We start from the raw sequence: 17337 nt of genomic DNA on the forward strand, positions 1-17337 counted from the left end.
GGGTGTCTGTTGTGGGGGCTGTAGGATCCTTCGTCTGCTAAGCGATGAGGTCGCCTGTTCTTTTTTCCCGACCCTCCTGGGCCCCGGGGCGATCACGGGTGCTGGAAGAGCACCTCCGGGTTCGCCGCCGACGGGCCGTCGAGCAGGGGCTGGTGTATGCCCCTCAGGATCTGGTCGAAGAAGGCTCCGACGTACTCCCGGGTCAGCTGCATCCCGCGCGCCGGCGAGGTGGTCGTCCCCGGGGGGAGGGGGATACCGGCCTCGGCAGCCAGGACAGTGACGTCCGTGAAGCTGCCGTGGTTGGTGCCCGCGACCGCCAGCCAGGGCTTGTAGCCCTTCCAGCCGGCCCAGGCCTCGCCCCAGGACGTGTCCCCGCCGCCGACGGCGTGGTCGCTCTGCTTCCCGAGCAGGAGGAAGGAGCGCCCGTCGAGCCGGTCGGTCGGGAACCCCGGCCAGAACCCGCCGTCCATGTTCACCCCGGCCAGGATCCGCCGGTCGTCGGACATCGCGTTCAGCGCGGACGCGCCGCCGACCGAGTGGCCGGCCATGCCGATCCGGTCGCGGTCGATCAGGTGGGAGAGGCGCCAGGCCGGGTGCTGCCCGGTCAGCCGGTCCAGCACGAAGGACACGTCCTTCGCCCGGCTCTCGGGCAGCGCGTCCGGTGCGCCGCTGTCGCACAGCGCGCAGCCCGGGGTGCTGCCGTCGGCGAGCGTCTCGCCGGAGTCCTCGTAGGTGTGACCGACCAGGGCCACCACGTAGCCGTGGCTGGCCAGGTCGGTCGCCAGGCCGGTCAGCGTGGCACGGGGGTTCTCGAAGCCCGGGGAGAGGACCACCAGCGGGAACTTCCCGCCGGCGGCCTTCGCGCCGGTGAAGGCGTGGGTGTCGGTGTCCACGAGGTCCTGCGGCTGGAGCCCGGTACCGGCCGGGACCCGCGTCGCCACGAAGCCCTGGGCTTCACCGAGGGTCATGTACGGAGCGGGCTCGCCGGTGCCGGGCCGGGCCGGGTAGAACATCGACACCGCCAGCTGCCGCGGCCCGGCCGAGGGCACCCAGGGGTCGGTGCGGTCCTGATCGGTCAGGTGCAGCACCTCCTCGCCGGCCGCGTACGGCCCGGTCGGGCGGGGCAGCTCGCCGTGGAAGGCGGCGGGGGCCGAGGCCTGAGCGACGACGGCGGGCGACGGCGAGGCCGTCGCGGCCCCGGCCAGCGGGAGGGGCAGGGCGAGGACGAGGGCTGCGATGGCCGCGATACGGCGGGTTCGGGTCATGGCCCTGAGGTTAGGTTCGCGGCCCGGACCGTCGAGTCAGCCCAATGGATGCAATCTCCGGCCGTGGTCATCCCCGCGATTCAGGGGTGTCATCCATCCGGATGACACCCCTGACGCGGACGGGACCGGGGTTCGCTCAGGCGTTGACGGCCGGGCGCTCGGTGGTGGCGATGGTGGCGGAGCCGACGACGCGGGTGCCGTCGTACAGCACGACGGCCTGGCCGGGGGCGATGCCGCGCGCCAGGGTGTCCAGGCGGACGTGGAGTTCGCCGTCGACCATGGCGGCGGTGACTGGCACCTCTTCGCCGTGGGCGCGCAGCTGGGCGGTGTAGCGGCCCTCGACCAGCTGCTCGCTGCCGCACCAGCGGGGGCGGATGGCGGTCAGCGCGGTGACGTCCAGGCCCTCGACCGGGCCGACGGTCACGGTGTTGTTCACCGGGGAGATGTCCAGCACGTACCGCGGCTTGCCGTCGGCCGCCGGGCGGCCGATCCGCAGGCCCTTGCGCTGACCGATGGTAAAGCCGTATGCACCGTCGTGCTCGCCGAGCTTGGTGCCGTCGACGTCGAGGATGTCACCGGTCGCGGTGCCGAGGTGCTTGGCCAGGAAGCCCTGGGTGTCGCCGTCGGCGATGAAGCAGATGTCGTGGCTGTCGGGCTTCTTGGCGACGGCCAGGCCCCGGCGCTCGGCCTCCTCGCGGATGGCTTCCTTGGTGGTGTCGCCGAGCGGGAAGAGCGAGTGGGCGAGCTGGTCGGCGTCGAGCACGCCGAGGACGTAGGACTGGTCCTTGGCGGCATCGACGGCGCGGTGGAGCTCGCGCTCCCCGGACGGCAGGTCGACGATCCGGGCGTAGTGGCCGGTGCAGACCGCATCGAAGCCCAGCGCGATCGCCTTGTCCAGCAGCGCAGCGAACTTGATCTTCTCGTTGCAGCGCAGGCAGGGGTTGGGGGTCCGCCCGGCCGCGTACTCGGCGACGAAGTCGTCGATCACGTCCTCGCGGAAGCGCTCGGCGAGGTCCCAGACGTAGAAGGGGATGCCGATCACGTCGGCCGCCCGCCAGGCGTCCCGGGAGTCCTCGATGGTGCAGCAGCCGCGCGCGCCCGTACGGAAGGACTGCGGGTTCGCGGACAGCGCCAGGTGGACGCCGGTCACCTCGTGCCCCGCTTCGACGGCGCGGGCGGCGGCGACGGCGGAGTCGACTCCGCCGGACATCGCCGCGAGCACGCGCAGACGGCCGGTGGACGGAGTGGTCGGGGCACCCGGGAAGTCAGTCATGGTGAATACAAGAGTACGGGGCCGTCGAACATGCCCGGCCCCGTACCGGACCTACCGCCGGACGGACGCCAGACCGGCGTTGCGCGCCCGCTGGACGGCCGGGGCGATCGCCTCCGTGAGCGCCGTGACGTCCTCGCGCACCGAGGTGTGCCCCAGCGAGAACCGCAGCGAGGCACGGGCGAGCAGCGGGTCCACACCCATCGCCAGCAGCACGTGGCTGGGCTGCGGCACCCCCGCCGAGCAGGCCGAGCCGGTGGAGCACTCGATGCCCTGGGCGTCCAGCAGCATCAGCAGCGCGTCGCCCTCGCAGCCGGGGAAGGAGAAGTGGGCGTTGGCGGGCAGCCGGCCCTCGGCGGCCGGGTCGCCGTTGAGGACCGCGTCCGGTACGGCGGCCAGCACCCCGGCCACCAGCTCGTCGCGCAGCGCGCCCAGGGTGACCGCGTGCTCGGCGCGGTGCTCGACGGCCCAGGCCGCGGCGGCCGCGAAGCCGGCGGCGGCGGGGGCGTCCAGGGTGCCGGAGCGCACGTCGCGCTCCTGCCCGCCGCCGTGCAGCAGCGGGACGGGCGCGGCGCCGCGGGAGAGCAGCAGCGCGCCGATGCCGAACGGACCGCCGATCTTGTGCCCGGTGACGGTGAGCGCGGTGAGCCCCGACTCGGCGAAGGAGACCGGGACCTGACCGAGCGCCTGCACCGCGTCGGCGTGCATCGGGATGCCGTACTCGGCGGCCACGGCGGCCAGTTCGCGCACCGGCTGGACGGTGCCGACCTCGTTGTTGGCCCACATCACGGTGACCAGCGCGACCGAGGACGGGTCGCGCTCGATCGCCTCGCGCAGCGCCTCGGGGTGCACCCGGCCGTACCCGTCCACCGGCAGGTAGTCGACCGACGCGCCCTCGTGCTCGGAGAGCCAGTGCACCGCGTCCAGCACCGCGTGGTGCTCGACCGGGCTGCACAGCACCCGGGTACGGGCCGGATCGGCGTCCCTGCGGGCCCAGTACAGGCCCTTGACGGCCAGGTTGTCGGACTCGGTGCCGCCGCCGGTGAGCACGATCTCGCTCGGGCGGGCACCCAGTGACTCGGCCAGCGACTCGCGGGACTCCTCGACCACCCGGCGGGCCCGGCGGCCGGCCGCGTGCAGGGACGAGGCGTTGCCGACCACCCCCAGGTGCGCCGACATCGCGGCGATCGCCTCGGGCAGCATCGGCGTGGTCGCCGCATGGTCCAGGTATGGCATAACCATCCGATTGTAGAGGGCACCCCGGTACCGCGATCCAGGCCTGCGCACCGATCCGGCCACCGGGGCGCGGGCCGGCCGGACGACGGTGTCCAGAACTGGTTTGTACCACTGCGCCGCCCAGCGGTTAGCCTGACGAACACTTCGCAAGCGAGTTCCAGGGGGCGTCATGTCGCAGTCGGTCGACCGCGCGCTGACCCTGCTCGGCTCGCTCGGCGACGGACCGCTCTCGCTGGAGCAGGCCGCGAGCAGCCTCGGGGTGCACAAGTCCACCGCGCTGCGGCTGCTGCGCACCCTGGAGGAGCACGGCTTCGTCCGGCGCCAGCCCGACCTGCGCTACCGCGTCGGCGGCCGGGTGCTCTCGCTGGCCCACCGGGCACTGGAGGACTTCGACGTCCGGCAGGTGGCCGCGCCCTACCTGGCCGCGCTCAACGCGCGCTGCGGCTACACCGTCCAACTGGCCGTGCTGCACGACGGCGAGGTGCTCTACCTGGACGAGGTGGCCGGGCCCTGGGCGGCCCGGCCCTCGCGGATCGGACGCCGGGCGCCGGTCACCGGGACGGCGGTCGGCCGGGTGCTGCTCGCCGGGCTGCCCGCGGACGGGCCGTGCGAGGAGACCGAGCTGGCGGCGGTGCGCGTGCGCGGCTGGGCGGCCGAGTCGGCCGAGCACCGGGAGCCGGTGACCTGCGTGGCCGCGCCGGTCGCGGGCAGCGGCGGACGGACGGTCGCGGCCTGCGCACTGAGCGCCCCGGCGAGTCAGGTGCGGCCGGCCGAACTGGCCCGGATGGTGCCGGAGCTGCTCTGCACGGCCGAGGCGATCTCGCTCGCGTACGGCGGCTCGCCTACTCCTCGCTGGTGCGAGAACCGTTGCGGTGCCAGGCCCGCGGGGCGCGCCAGCCGTACTTCAGGGCGAGCATCCGCAGCCCGAAGGCGGTGAGCGCGGCGGCGGTGCCGGTGACGCCGGTGAGCCGGTTCGCGCCGATCAGCACGGCCACCAGGGCGGCGCCGACCAGCGCCGGGACGGCGTAGATCTCCCGGTCCCAGCGCAGCAGCGAGGGGATCTCCCCGGCCAGCACGTCGCGGATCACGCCGCCGCCGGCCGCGGTCACCATGCCGAGCGCGACGGCGGCGACCGCGCCCAGCCCGAAGTCGTGCGCCTTGGCGGTGCCGGTGACGCAGAACAGGCCGAGGCCGAGGGCGTCCAGGGTCTGCACCGCCCGGTTGATCCGCTCGACCTCCGGGTGCAGGAAGAACACCACCAGTGCGGCGGCCAGCGGGGTGAGGAAGTAGCCGAGGTTGGTGAAGGCGGCCACCGGGGTCGCGCCGATCACTAGGTCGCGCATCACCCCGCCGCCCAGGGCCGTGACCTCGGCCAGCACACAGATTCCGAAGATGTCCATGTTCTTGCGGACGGCGAGCAGCGCTCCGGAGAGCGCGAAGACGAAGATGCCGACGAGGTCCAGCGACTGCTGCACGTCGGAGGGGAAGATCTGCGAGGTCACCACACAACTATGACCTGTCCGGAATCCTCCCCTCCGCTGCGCCCGAGCTCAGCCCTCGTTCTCCGGGCCGTGCCTAATCGTTCCCCTCGCTCCGCTCCGGGAAGTGGCAGGCCACCTGGTGCCCGGTCTTCAGCGCCGTCAGCGGCGGCTCCTGGGTGGCGCACACCTCCTGCGCCTTCCAGCAGCGCGTCCGGAACCGGCAGCCGCTGGGCGGGTTGATCGGCGAGGGCACGTCGCCCTTGAGCAGGATCCGCTCGCGCCCGGCCCGCTGGCGCCGGCGCGGGTCCGGCACCGGGACCGCCGACATCAGGGCGTTGGTGTACGGGTGCATCGGGCTGCGGTAGAGCGAGTCCCGGTCGGCGATCTCGACGATCTTGCCGAGGTACATCACCGCCACCCGGTCCGAGACGTGCCGGACCACCGAGAGGTCGTGCGCGATGATCAGGTAGGTCAGGCCCAGCTCCCGCTGCAGGTCGTCCAGCAGGTTGACCACCTGCGCCTGGATCGACACGTCCAGCGCGGAGACCGGCTCGTCCGCGACGATCATCTTCGGCTTGAGCGCGAGCGCCCGGGCGATGCCGATGCGCTGGCGCTGGCCGCCGGAGAACTCGTGCGGGTAGCGGTTGTAGTGCTCGGGGCTGAGCCCGCACAGCTCCAGCAGCTCCTGGACGGCCTTCTTGACCCCGCCCTCGGGCTGCACGCCCTGGAGCTTGAACGGCGCGCTGACGATGGTGCCGACGGTGTGCCGGGGGTTCAGCGAGGAGTACGGGTCCTGGAAGATCATCTGGATGTCGCGGCGCATCGGCCGCATCGCGCCGACGCCCAGGTGGCTGATGTCGGTGCCCTCGAACTCGATCGTCCCGCCGGTGGGTTCGTCGAGCCGGGTGACCAGCCGACCCATGGTCGACTTGCCGCAGCCGGACTCGCCGACGACGCCCAGCGTCTCACCGGCGTTGACCGTGAAGTCGATGCCGTCGACGGCCCGCACCGCGCCGGTCTGGCGCCGCAGCAGTCCGCCGCGGATCGGGAAGTGCCGGGTCAGGCCGGTCACCCTCAGCAGCGGCTCGCGGTCGGAGGCGGGCGCCGGGGAAGCCCCATCGCTAATTGAGAGAGGCGTGGCCCCCTGAGTGTCCGTCATCGGTTCTCTCCAGAAAGGTGGTACGAGGCCGGGCTCACAGCCGGGGCGCGATCTCTTCGGCGAAGATGCGGTGCCGCTCGTCGGCCGGCAGGTGGCAGGCCGCGAAGTGGCCGGGCGTGGCCTCGGTCAGCACCGGGAGCTCGCTCGTGGAGCGTCCGCCGGTCAGGGCGGCGTACGGGCAGCGCGGGTGGAAGGCGCAGCCCGACGGCACGTTGATCAGGCTGGGCGGGGTGCCCTTGACCGGCACGAGGCGGTCCTGCAGCTCCCGGTCCAGGCGCGGCATCGATCCCAGCAGGCCCCAGGTGTAGGGGTGTTCGGGCGCGTCGAAGAGGGTCTCGGCGGGGCCGCGCTCGATGCACTTGCCGCCGTACATGACCAGGATGTCGTCGGCGAGCTCGGCGACCACCCCGAGGTCGTGGGTGATGATGATGACGGCGGAGCCGAACTCCTCCTGGAGGTCGCGGATGAGGTCCAGGATCTGCGCCTGGACGGTGACGTCCAGGGCGGTGGTGGGCTCGTCGGCGATCAGCAGCGAGGGGTCGTTGACCAGGGCCATGGCGATCATCGCGCGCTGGCGCATGCCGCCGGAGAACTGGTGCGGGTAGTCGTCCACCCGGCGGTCCGGCTGCGGGATGCCCACCCGGTCGAGCATCTCGATCGCGCGGGCCCTGGCCTGCTTCTTGGAGGCCTGGGGGTGGTGCACCCGGTACGCCTCGGCGATCTGCGCGCCGACCGTGTAGTAGGGGTGCATCGCGGTCAGCGGGTCCTGGAAGATCATCGCCAGTTCGCGGCCGCGCAGTTGGCGCACCCGGTCCGGTCCGGCCGCGATCAGCTCCTCGCCGTCCAGCCGGATCTCGCCGCTGATCCTCGCCCGCTTGGAGCGGTGCAGGCCCATGATGCCCAGCGAGGTGACGGACTTCCCGGAGCCGGACTCGCCGACGATGCCCAGGGTGCGGCCCTTGTGCAGGTCGAAGCTGACCCCGTCCACCGAGCGGACCAGGCCGTCGTCGGTGTCGAAGTGGATCCGCAGGTCGCGGACGGAGAGGAAGGGGTCACCCAGGGGTTCCCGGACGGCGTCCGCCGGGGTCTTCTGGAGCTCGGTCACGAGAGCCTCACGCGGGGGTCGACGAGGGCGTACAGGAGGTCGACCACGAGGTTGCAGACGACGATGAAGAAGGCGGCCAGCAGGGTGACGCCGAGGATCTTGGGCAGGTCGTTGTCGGTGATCGCCTGGACGGCGAACTGGCCGACGCCGTTGAGCGAGAAGACCTGCTCGGTGATCAGCGCACCGCCGAGCAGCAGACCGAGGTCCATGCCGAAGATGGTGACGATCGGGGTGAGCGCGGAGCGCAGCCCGTGCTTGACGACCACCTTGCGCTCGACCAGGCCCTTGGCCCGGGCGGTGCGGATGTAGTCCTCGCTCATCGTCTCCAGCATCCCGGCGCGGGTGAGCCGGGCGTAGAGCGCGGAGTAGAGGAAGGCCAGCGAGATCCACGGCAGGATCAGGTTGCGGGCCCACATCAGCGGGTCGTCGGTGAAGTCGACGTAGTGCAGGTTGTCCAGGATCGGCCACTCGTAGCTGAACACCGTCAGAAGCAGGGCGCCGGTGAAGAAGACCGGCAGCGAGACGCCGGCCAGGGCGATGCCCATGGAGAGCCGGTCGAAGATCGACCGCGGCTTGAGGGCCGAGATCACGCCGGTGGTGATGCCGGAGATGAGCCAGAGCACCGCCGCACCGATGGCGAGCGAGATGGTGACCGGGATCCGGCTGGTCATCAGCGGCCAGACCTCGAGGTGGCTCTTGAAGGAGTAGCCGAAGCAGGGCACGTGGCAGGTGGCCGGTTCCGGCCCGAACTTGTACTCGGCGCCGACGACCAGCGCCTTCAGGAAGTGCCAGTACTGGGTGTACAGGGGCTGGTCGAGACCGAGGTTCTGCTTGACCGCGGCGATCGCCGTGGGCCCCGGGTCCTTCCCGATGTACTGCGCGGCCAGCTGGTCGGTGGTCTCGCCGGCCATGCGCGGAAGCAGGAAGAAGATCGCGAAGGTGACGGCGCTGACGACCAGCAGCAGCACCGCGGCCGCGAAGATCCTGCGGATGATGTAGGCAAACACAGTTGGGCGGCTCCGGCGGCCCGCCGCCGTCCGGGATTTGCCGGACGGCGGCGGGCGCCGCTGCCTTCACCTGCCTTCAGGGATGCGGAGCCAGGCTCTTACTTGGTGGTGCCGATGTTCAGGTAGTCGTACTCACCCGAGAAGGCCGAGGTGGAGGCCATGTTGGTGGCGCTGTCCGGGCGGTACAGGAAGACCTTGAAGTCGGTCAGCGGGACGTAGGACGCGGACTCCATGACCTTCTTGTCGATGTCGCCGTAGATCTTCTCGCGGGCCGCCTGGTCGGGGCTGACCGCGGCGTCGTCGATCATCTTGTTGACCGCCGGGTCGTTCAGCTGGGCGAGGTTGCTGTTGCCGGAGGGCTTGATCGCGCGGCCGTCGACGATCTGCTGCAGGAAGCCGTAGCCGGTCGGCCAGTCGGCGCCCCACTGCATCATCATCAGACCGATGTTGTGGTCCTGGGTGAACTGCGGCGCACCGGCCGAGTCGGTCAGGTACTTGCCCTGCGGGAACTGCTGGATCTCGACGTTGATGCCGATCTTCTTCAGCTGGGCCTGGATGGCGGTCGCCGCGGCGACCTCGGTGGCGCGCTCGGTGCGGGCGGTCAGGACGGTGCTGAAGCCGCCGTCCTTGCCGCAGGCCTTCAGGGAGTCCTTGGCCTTGGCCTCGTCGCCCTTGTTGCCCGGGGTCTCGTACAGGTTGAAGTCCTGGTGGCCCGCGATGTCCGGCGGCAGCACGGTGTTGGCCACCTGGCCGCGGATCGGGCCGCCGAGCGCGGTCTGCACCGAGACCTTGTCGATCGCGTACTGGACGGCCTTGCGGCAGTCGATGTTGTCGAACGGCGCGACCTTGGTGTTGATCGCCATGTAGACCAGGCGGCCACCGTAGGCGTTGTCGGTCTTGGCCTTGAGCTTCGGGTCGCGCAGGATCTGCGCCTGGGTCTGCGGGTCGACGCCGCCGCCCACCAGGTCGACCTGGGCGTTGCCGGCCAGCAGGTCCTTGTCGATGGTGGCCTGGTCGATGTTCATCTTGAGCACGATCTTGTCCGCCAGCTGCTTGCGGATCGGGTCGGTGCTCTTGTCCCAGTTGGTGTTCGGCACCAGGGTGGCCTGCTTGCTGTCCTCGTAGGACTCGAACTTGTAGGAGCCCGAGGACACGATGTGCTTCACGTAGTCGGCACCGGTGTCCTTGGCCTGCGGGACCGGCGCGGTCTGCGGGGCGCTGACCAGGTAGTCGAAGTCGGCGAAGGGGTGCTGGAGGTGGAAGACGATCGTGGTGTCGTCCGGCGTCTCGATCGACTTCAGGTCGCCGTCCTTGTCCTTGTACGGACCCTGGTACGGCGTCGGGTTGTCGACCAGCAGGTCGTGGAAGTACGTCGGGCCGTTGGAGTTCACCTCGGGCGCGTAGTTCGAGCGCTCCACGGCGTACTTGACGTCCTTGGAGGTGATCGGGGTGCCGTCGTCGTACTTCAGGCCCGCGCGCAGCTTGTACGTCCAGGTCAGGCCGTCCGCGCTGGGCTTGCCCATCGACTCGGCGAGGTCCGGGACCAGCTTGTTGCCGTCCGCGCCGGCGGCCGGGTTGAAGGTGGTCAGCGGACGAGCGTACAGGCGCGAGAAGTTGTAGATGTACGCGTAGTAGGTGTTGCCCGGGTCGAGGGAGTCCGGGGTGCCCTTCATCTCGTAGGTGACCGTCCCGCCCTTCTTGTCCGAGACGTTGACGATCTGCTTGGTGGCCGCGTCGGCACCGCCGCCGCTCGCGTTGGTGGAGCCGGACGAGGAGGACGCGCTGTCGCCGCTCTTGGAGCTGGACGAACAGCCGGTGACGACCAGGACCACGGCGGCGGCCGCGGCGGTCAGCGCGACGGTACGGGACCTACGCATGGGTGAGATCAACCCCTTGAGGATGTGGAGGAGGGAGTGTTCTGACGTGGTGTCAGTTGCTCTTGGGATCGAGGGCGTCACGCAGCCCGTCGCCGAGCAGGTTGAACGCGAGCACGGTGATGAAGATCGCCAGACCGGGGACCACCATGTACTGGGGGTCGACCTGGTAGTAGTTCTTCGCGTCGGCGAGCATGCCGCCCCAGGAGGACTGCGGGGGCTGGATGCCGACGCCGAGGAAGCTCAGCCCGGCCTCGAAGAGGATGTTGGTCGGGATCAGCAGGGTCGAGTAGACCAGGATCGGGCCGGCCAGGTTGGGCAGCAGTTCCTTGAACAGGATGAACGGGCCGCGGGCGCCGAGGCTGCGGGCCGCGTGGACGAACTCCCGCTCGCGCAGCGACAGCGTCTGTCCGCGCACGATCCGGCCCATGTAGGGCCAGTTGAAGAAGCCGATCACGAAGATCAGCACCATGATGTGCAGCGGGAGGCCGTGCAGGCCGAACGCGCCGCCCTGGAGCGAGGCGGAGATCGCGATGGCGAAGAGCAGCAGCGGGAACGCCAGGAAGACGTCCATCAACCGGCTGATCAGGGTGTCCACCCAGCCGCCGTAGTAGCCGGCCATCACGCCGAGCACGCTGCCGATGGTGTTGGACAGGACGGTCGCGCCGAAGGCGACCAACAGGGAGACCCAGGAGCCGTCGACCACGCGGGCGAGCAGGTCACGGCCCTGCAGGGGGTCGATGCCGAGCGGGTGGTCCGCGCTCATGCCGCCCCAGTCCCCGAGCGGCAGGCCGCCGAGGTTGGCGTCCAGCAGGTCCGGGTTCGGGTTGTCGGGGTCGAGCCCGAACAGGGACTCGATCGGCCCGGACAGCACGGCGAGCAGGATCAGCAGGATCACCACGATGCCGCCGGCGACGGCGGCCTTGTCCCGCTTGAAGCGGGTCCAGGCGATCCGACCGAGGGAGCGGCCCTCGATCGTCTTGGCCGGGCTCGCGGTGGCTGGTGCCTCCGGTTCGTTCCCGGCGGTGGTCACGGATGCGGTCATGGTCAGTTGGGTCCCCTCGCCGACGGTGGCCGGCCCACGGGTGCCGGGCGCCGGCTTCGGCGGTGCGGCTGCGGACGTGCGGAGGTGCTTAGGAGGAGCGGGTGTTCGCGGCAGTGCTTCGTGCACAGGTACTGCCGCCACGCGGGATGGGCGTCGCGTGGTGGAGCGGTCGGCGTGCGCGCTCACCTTTGTGGGGTTTCCAGTACGCGCGGTGCGTTGCGCAGAACTCTCTGCCATCCGAACAGGCTTGCGCCAGCCCTGACAAGCGACAGATGCCCAACTGTGATCTGCGTGCATGCACCTCCCAGGTCATTGGCATATCCCTCTTCACACGGCTGTAACAGCCATGCCAAGATGTGCGGACTCCGGCGAAGGGGTAATTCGTCCGGAAAACACCGAAGCCGACCTGATGGTGAATCAAGTCGGCTTCGCGGTAAAGGTTTTAGCTGGAACGGGTTTTGGCAATCAGCGGCCGGGGTATCCGGGCCAGGACTGCGGGGGCTGCTGCCCCCAGCCCGGCGCGGGCGGCTGGGTGCCGTAGGCCCATCCCGATGCCGGCTGCCCCGGCATCGACCGACCCGGGTACGGCGCCGCCGTCGGGTACGGGCCGGCCGGCGGGCGGCCCGCCTCCCGGTCGAAGAACGGCCGCGCGTTGGCGCGCATCCACAGCGCCACCGGGTCGTACTCGTCCGCCATCGCCACCGTGGACACCGCGAGCCCCTCCGGGGCCACCGCGATCGCCCGCTGCATCAGCGCCCGCACCGCCTCCACGGCCGGCGGCGAACTCTCGTACAGGTCCAGGCCGATCGCCAGGTACGGCTCCCCCACCGCCGGCTGCACCCAGGCCCGGCGCAGCGCCCGGACCGCGCGCACCTCACCGGCCTGCCGCTCCAGCAGCGCGAAGAACTGCTGGGCGTTCACCTGCGGCTCACTCAGCTTCAACGGACCGGCCGGCAGCCGGTCCAGGCCCGCGGCGATCCGCCGCAGGTCCGCCCAGGGCACGCCGACCCCGCCGCCGGGGGCGTGCGGGTTGAGCCACAGGCCCCAGCGGGTGCGGTACAGCGAGGCGGCGATCTCCCGCCCGGAGATGACCTCGTGGGCCCGGGCCCAGCCGGAGGCCGTCAGCTGCTCGGGCGAGGTCACGGCCGGCGCGTAGCCGTGGCCGCTGATCTCCATGTTCCCGTACTGCGCGTCCGGACTGCCCGGCGTACCGTGCCAGAGCAGCATCCAGACCTGGCCGTCGGCCAGCGCGTGCAGCAGCCGCTCGTACGCGTCGTAGCGCTCCGGCGCGACCTCGCGCAGGGCGTGCTCCATCGCGCCCGGATCCGCCGCCGGGCGCCCGGCCGGAGCCTGGCCCCAGGGCCCCGGCACACCGCCCGTTCCCGCTCCCGCACTCATGCGCCCACCTCGCCGCGCCTCTTTCCTCAACCCAGCCGGCCCGTCGACCGTCTGCACGCACCCTATGGCGCGGCACCGGCCACCGCCACGGCGACGTGCCCTTGATACGAACCCCCGCTCACGCCCGCGTGTAGAAAGGCAGTACCCGGGTGAGCAGCCACTCGACCACCGGGTCCTCGGCGAGGTCGAGCAGTACGAGGTGGACGCCACCCGGCAGCGGCGCGGTTCCCAGTGCCCGGCCGAGCGCCTCGTTCACCGCGCCCGGGTCGGCCGGGGCGCCCGGATCCAACTGGACGCCCACGAACATCACGGTCGGTTCGCCCTCGATGCTGGCCAGCGCCCGGCGCGCGGTCAACACCCCGGGCAGGGCGATGAGTTCGGCCCGGCAGGCGGCCAGGAAGTACTCCGGGTCCTCGCCCGGCACCGGCTCGCGCAGCGCCACCCGGCCGCCGGTCGGCGCCTCCGCAGCGTCCTCAGTGTGCTCCCAGCGGCGGCCATCACGTGGCCCGCGGCGCAGCTCCGCCACGCCCTGCGGCGGCACCGGGATGCCCACCGCGGCCTCGGGGTTGACCGCGATGCCCACGCCCAGCGGCAGTCCGCGGGCGAACTCCCAGGCCGGCGCGATCGCGAAGGCCATCCCCGGCGCGTGCTGCAGGAACACCTCCTGCGAGGAGAACACCGGCACGTACGGGGCCCCGGCCAGCTCGATGGTCGGCAGGTCCAGCGACTGCCCGCCCGGATCGCCCCCGGCCGGCAGCGGGATCCACACCTGACTGCGGGCCAACACCTCGATCACCCGCGCCGTCGCGCCCGGGTCGCCGAGCGCGGCGGTCAGCACCTGCTCCAGCTCGTTGGCCGGCCACGCACCGCCGGGCGGCGCCGCCTGCGGCCCGTCCCACCCCTGCTGCTGCTCCACCGGGTACCCCATGCGCGCCTGAACCGCCCTCTGCCGGTCGGCCGCCCACTGCTGTGCCGACGCGCAGATTCTAGAGCCCGGCTAGGGCACGGGTCCGGTCCCGGGCCGTGTGACCGGGTCCCCCCTCCCCTCGTACGCGTGGACGTGCCATGATGTGCGCGTCCGACGGCATGCGCCGCGGGCCCCCACAACTCCACACCGGCCGCTCGAACCCGCGCGGGAGAGCCCGGAGTGCCGCTCAGGCGGTACAGCCGGCGCCGAAGGAGCAAGTCCTCCCCGGAATCTCTCAGGCCCCCCTACCGCACGGATTAGGCACATCTGGAAAGCGGCGCACGGCCCTGTCGCGCGCCCACCCACGGTGCAAGCCGCCATGCTGTCCTGGATGCTGGAAACAGCTGCGGGCGGCCGCGGTGAAGCTCTCAGGTCCGACGACAGATGGGGAGACCCACGCCGCCGCATGCCCGCGCGCAGGGTCGGTCCCCGAGCGGGTCCGGTCCCGGCGCGTGCACCCCTGAGTGCCCCGACCGAGGAGTTCCTGGCCATGTCGTCCCTCCGCCTGACCGCGCTCGACGCGCTGCACCGCGCCCTCGGCGCGACCATGACCGACTTCGCCGGCTGGGACATGCCGCTGCGCTACGGCAGCGAGCGCGAGGAGCACCTCGCCGTCCGCACCAAGGCCGGCCTGTTCGACCTCTCGCACATGGGCGAGATCACCGTGACCGGCCCGCAGGCCGGCGAGATGCTGGACCACGCGCTGGTCGGCTTCGTCTCCGCGCTCGGTGTGCTGCGTGCCCGCTACACCATGATCTGCGCCGAGGACGGCGGCATCCTGGACGACCTGATCGTCTACCGCCTGCGCGAGGACGCCTTCCTGGTGGTCGCCAACGCCTCCAACGCGCAGCTGGTCCTGGACGAGCTGATCGCCCGCGCCAAGGGCTTCGACGCCGTCGTCACCGACGACCGCGACACCTACGCGCTGATCGCCGTCCAGGGCCCGGAGTCCACCGCGATCCTGGCCAAGACCACCGAGGCCGACCTGCCCGGTCTGAAGTACTACGCGATCCTCCCGGCCCGGGTGGCCGACCGTGACGTGCTGCTGGCCCGCACCGGCTACACCGGCGAGGACGGCTTCGAGATCTTCTGCCACCCGGGCGACGCCGAGCAGATCTGGCAGGCCCTGACCGCCGCCGGCGAGGGCCACGACCTGGTCCCGTGCGGCCTGTCCTGCCGCGACACCCTGCGCCTGGAGGCGGGCATGCCGCTGTACGGGCACGAGCTGTCCACCGACCTCACCCCGTTCGACGCGGGCCTGGGCCGGGTCGTCCGCTTCGACAAGACCACCAACGAGGGCGCCTTCATCGGCCGCAAGGCCCTGGAGCAGGCCGCCGCCGCGGCCGAGACCAACCCCCCGAAGGTGCTGGTCGGCCTGGTCTCCGAGGGCAAGCGGGTGCCGCGCGCCGAGTACACCGTGGTCTCCACCGAGGGCGCCCCGATCGGCCGGATCACCTCCGGCGCGCCGTCCCCGACCCTGGGCAAGCCGATCGCGATGGCCTACGTCGACGCGGCCCACGCCGCCCCCGGCAGCACCGTCGCGGTGGACGTGCGCGGCAAGCACGAGCCGGTCCAGGTCGTGGCGCTGCCGTTCTACAAGCGCGCCCGCTGACGCGGTCCGGCCAAGTCCCCCGCGGGCCCGGCCGGCCCCTGCTCCTCCCGTACCCGCACGTCGAAGCCGTCCGCGCGGCGGCCCGCTTCGTCGTACCCGCTTCCCATCCTGGAGAATGACGCCATGAGCAACCCCCAGCACCTGAAGTACACCAAGGAGCACGAGTGGCTGACGGCCGCCGAGGACGGTGTCTCCACGGTCGGCATCACCAAGCACGCCGCGGACGCGCTCGGTGACATCGTCTACGTGCAGCTGCCCGAGGTCGGCGACGAGGTGACCGCCGGCGAGACCTGCGGCGAGCTGGAGTCCACCAAGTCGGTCAGCGACCTGTACTCCCCGGTGACCGGCGAGGTCGTCGAGGTCAACCAGGACGTCCTGGAGGACAACGCCCTCGTCAACAGCGCCCCCTTCGAGGGTGGCTGGCTGTTCAAGGTCCGGGTGGAGTCCACCGACGAGCTGCTCAGCGCCGACGAGTACGACGCGCTCACCCACGCCCAGGGCTGAGCCACCCGCCGGGACGGGCCGCAGCACGGCGGTCCGTCCCGCCCTCACCGTCCCTCCGCTCTCCTCCTCCCGGGAAGACCACACCATGACGGTTCTCAACCAGTCCCTGCACGCCCTCGACCCGGAGATCGCCGCCGCGGTCGACGCCGAGCTGCACCGCCAGCAGACCACCCTGGAGATGATCGCCTCCGAGAACTTCGCCCCGGTGGCGGTCATGGAGGCCCAGGGCTCGGTGCTCACCAACAAGTACGCCGAGGGCTACCCCGGCCGCCGCTACTACGGCGGCTGCGAGCACGTCGACGTGGTCGAGCAGATCGCGATCGACCGCATCAAGGCCCTGTTCGGCGCCGAGCACGCCAACGTCCAGCCGCACTCCGGCGCGCAGGCCAACGCCGCCGCGATGTTCGCGCTGATCCAGCCGGGCGACACCATCCTGGGCCTGAGCCTGGCCCACGGCGGTCACCTGACCCACGGCATGAAGATCAACTTCTCCGGCAAGCTCTACAACGTGGCCGCGTACCACGTGGACGAGAAGACCGGCCAGGTCGACATGGCCGAGGTCGAGCGCCTGGCCAAGGAGCACCAGCCGAAGCTGATCATCGCCGGCTGGTCCGCCTACCCGCGCCAGCTGGACTTCGCCGAGTTCCGCCGGATCGCCGACGAGGTCGGCGCCCTGCTCATGGTGGACATGGCGCACTTCGCCGGCCTGGTGGCCGCCGGGCTGCACCCGAACCCGGTGCCCTACGCGGACGTGGTCACCACCACCACCCACAAGACCCTGGGCGGCCCGCGCGGCGGCGTCATCCTGTCCAAGGCCGAGTTCGCCAAGAAGATCAACTCCGCGGTCTTCCCCGGCCAGCAGGGCGGTCCGCTGGAGCACGTGATCGCGGGCAAGGCCGTCGCCTTCAAGATCGCCGCCTCGGAGGAGTTCAAGGAGCGCCAGGAGCGCACCCTGGAGGGTGCCCGCATCCTCGCCGAGCGCCTGCTGCAGGACGACGTCGCCGAGGCCGGCGCCAGCGTGCTGTCCGGCGGCACCGACGTCCACCTGGTCCTGGTCGACCTGCGCAACAGCCAGCTCGACGGCCAGCAGGCCGAGGACCGGCTGCACGAGGTCGGCATCACGGTCAACCGCAACGCCATCCCGAACGACCCGCGCCCGCCGATGGTCACCTCGGGCCTGCGCATCGGCACCCCGGCCCTGGCCACCCGCGGCTTCCGGGCCGAGGACTTCCGCGAGGTCGCCGACATCATCGCCGAGGCGCTCAAGCCCGCCTTCGACGAGACCGTCGCCGCCGCGCTCAAGGCCCGCGTCACCGCGCTGGCCGAGAAGTACCCGCTCTACCCGAACCTGGGCAACCAGGAGTAAGTGGCCGGCCAGTAGGTGACCCGCCGGTAAGTTACTGACCGGTAGGGT

The 17337-nt window shown here is 71.5% G+C and carries 15 protein-coding genes and 1 riboswitch; of the genes, 4 read left to right on the top strand and 11 right to left on the bottom strand.

The features are described 5' to 3' along the window. Positions 1–92: 92 nt before the first annotated feature. The 3 genes from ACFQ87_RS21730 to ACFQ87_RS21740 form a co-directional block, all read right to left on the bottom strand. Positions 93–1265: an alpha/beta hydrolase family protein gene (locus ACFQ87_RS21730; protein WP_380612436.1), complete on the bottom strand. Its 1173-nt coding sequence runs from the start codon at positions 1263–1265 to the stop codon at positions 93–95. Positions 1266–1401: 136 nt separating this feature from the next. Next, positions 1402–2538, bottom strand: coding sequence for a tRNA 2-thiouridine(34) synthase MnmA (gene mnmA, locus ACFQ87_RS21735; RefSeq protein ID WP_380612437.1), 1137 nt, complete (start codon positions 2536–2538; stop codon positions 1402–1404). Between the two features lie 51 nt (positions 2539–2589). After that, a complete protein-coding gene (locus ACFQ87_RS21740) occupies positions 2590–3771 on the bottom strand; it encodes a cysteine desulfurase family protein (RefSeq protein ID WP_380612438.1) in 1182 nt (393 codons plus the stop codon). A 169-nt stretch (positions 3772–3940) separates the two neighbouring features. Here ACFQ87_RS21740 and ACFQ87_RS21745 point away from each other — a divergent pair, with 169 nt between their 5' ends. Next, positions 3941–4708, top strand: coding sequence for an IclR family transcriptional regulator (locus ACFQ87_RS21745; RefSeq protein ID WP_380612439.1), 768 nt, complete (start codon positions 3941–3943; stop codon positions 4706–4708). Here the strand turns inward: ACFQ87_RS21745 and ACFQ87_RS21750 are convergent. The 8 genes from ACFQ87_RS21750 to ACFQ87_RS21785 all read right to left on the bottom strand — a co-directional run bounded on the left by ACFQ87_RS21750 (position 4614) and on the right by ACFQ87_RS21785 (position 13768). Then, positions 4614–5273 carry a trimeric intracellular cation channel family protein gene (locus ACFQ87_RS21750; RefSeq protein ID WP_380612440.1) on the bottom strand — a complete coding sequence of 220 codons (660 nt, stop codon included), beginning with the start codon at positions 5271–5273 and terminating at the stop codon, positions 4614–4616. The two genes, ACFQ87_RS21745 and ACFQ87_RS21750, sit on opposite strands and share 95 nt — an antisense overlap. Positions 5274–5346: 73 nt before the next feature. Further along, positions 5347–6411, bottom strand: coding sequence for an ABC transporter ATP-binding protein (locus ACFQ87_RS21755; protein WP_380612441.1), 1065 nt, complete (start codon positions 6409–6411; stop codon positions 5347–5349). Positions 6412–6445: 34 nt separating this feature from the next. Next, on the bottom strand, positions 6446–7516 hold the full coding sequence (locus tag ACFQ87_RS21760; RefSeq protein WP_380612442.1) for an ABC transporter ATP-binding protein: 1071 nt from the start codon (positions 7514–7516) through the stop codon (positions 6446–6448). Beyond that, a complete protein-coding gene (locus ACFQ87_RS21765) occupies positions 7513–8523 on the bottom strand; it encodes an ABC transporter permease (RefSeq protein WP_380612443.1) in 1011 nt (336 codons plus the stop codon). The genes ACFQ87_RS21760 and ACFQ87_RS21765 overlap by 4 nt, the downstream gene beginning before the upstream one ends. 98 nt (positions 8524–8621) lie before the next feature. Next, positions 8622–10400, bottom strand: a complete 1779-nt coding sequence (locus ACFQ87_RS21770; RefSeq protein WP_380612444.1) for an ABC transporter substrate-binding protein — start codon at positions 10398–10400, stop codon at positions 8622–8624. Between the two features lie 52 nt (positions 10401–10452). After that, the gene (locus ACFQ87_RS21775; RefSeq protein ID WP_380612445.1) at positions 10453–11442 is read right to left on the bottom strand and encodes an ABC transporter permease; all 990 of its coding nucleotides are present in this window, start codon (positions 11440–11442) and stop codon (positions 10453–10455) included. A 465-nt stretch (positions 11443–11907) separates the two neighbouring features. After that, a complete protein-coding gene (locus tag ACFQ87_RS21780) occupies positions 11908–12840 on the bottom strand; it encodes an enhanced serine sensitivity protein SseB C-terminal domain-containing protein (RefSeq protein WP_380612446.1) in 933 nt (310 codons plus the stop codon). Between the two features lie 118 nt (positions 12841–12958). Then, positions 12959–13768, bottom strand: coding sequence for an enhanced serine sensitivity protein SseB C-terminal domain-containing protein (locus tag ACFQ87_RS21785; RefSeq protein WP_380612447.1), 810 nt, complete (start codon positions 13766–13768; stop codon positions 12959–12961). A gap of 195 nt (positions 13769–13963) precedes the next feature. Beyond that, positions 13964–14068, top strand: a riboswitch (glycine riboswitch). Between the two features lie 229 nt (positions 14069–14297). On the opposite strand from ACFQ87_RS21785, the gene gcvT reads away from it, so the two are divergent. From gcvT to glyA, 3 genes are all read left to right on the top strand, one after another. Next, the gene (gene gcvT / locus ACFQ87_RS21790; protein WP_380612448.1) at positions 14298–15419 is read left to right on the top strand and encodes a glycine cleavage system aminomethyltransferase GcvT; all 1122 of its coding nucleotides are present in this window, start codon (positions 14298–14300) and stop codon (positions 15417–15419) included. Positions 15420–15542: 123 nt separating this feature from the next. After that, a complete protein-coding gene (gcvH, locus tag ACFQ87_RS21795) occupies positions 15543–15923 on the top strand; it encodes a glycine cleavage system protein GcvH (protein ID WP_380612449.1) in 381 nt (126 codons plus the stop codon). Positions 15924–16008: 85 nt separating this feature from the next. Continuing rightward, positions 16009–17289 carry a serine hydroxymethyltransferase gene (glyA, locus tag ACFQ87_RS21800; protein WP_380612450.1) on the top strand — a complete coding sequence of 427 codons (1281 nt, stop codon included), beginning with the start codon at positions 16009–16011 and terminating at the stop codon, positions 17287–17289. Positions 17290–17337: the final 48 nt, after the last annotated feature.

This window comes from Kitasatospora sp. NPDC056531 (genome assembly GCF_042794375.1).
Taxonomy (GTDB): Bacteria; Actinomycetota; Actinomycetes; order Streptomycetales; family Streptomycetaceae; genus Kitasatospora.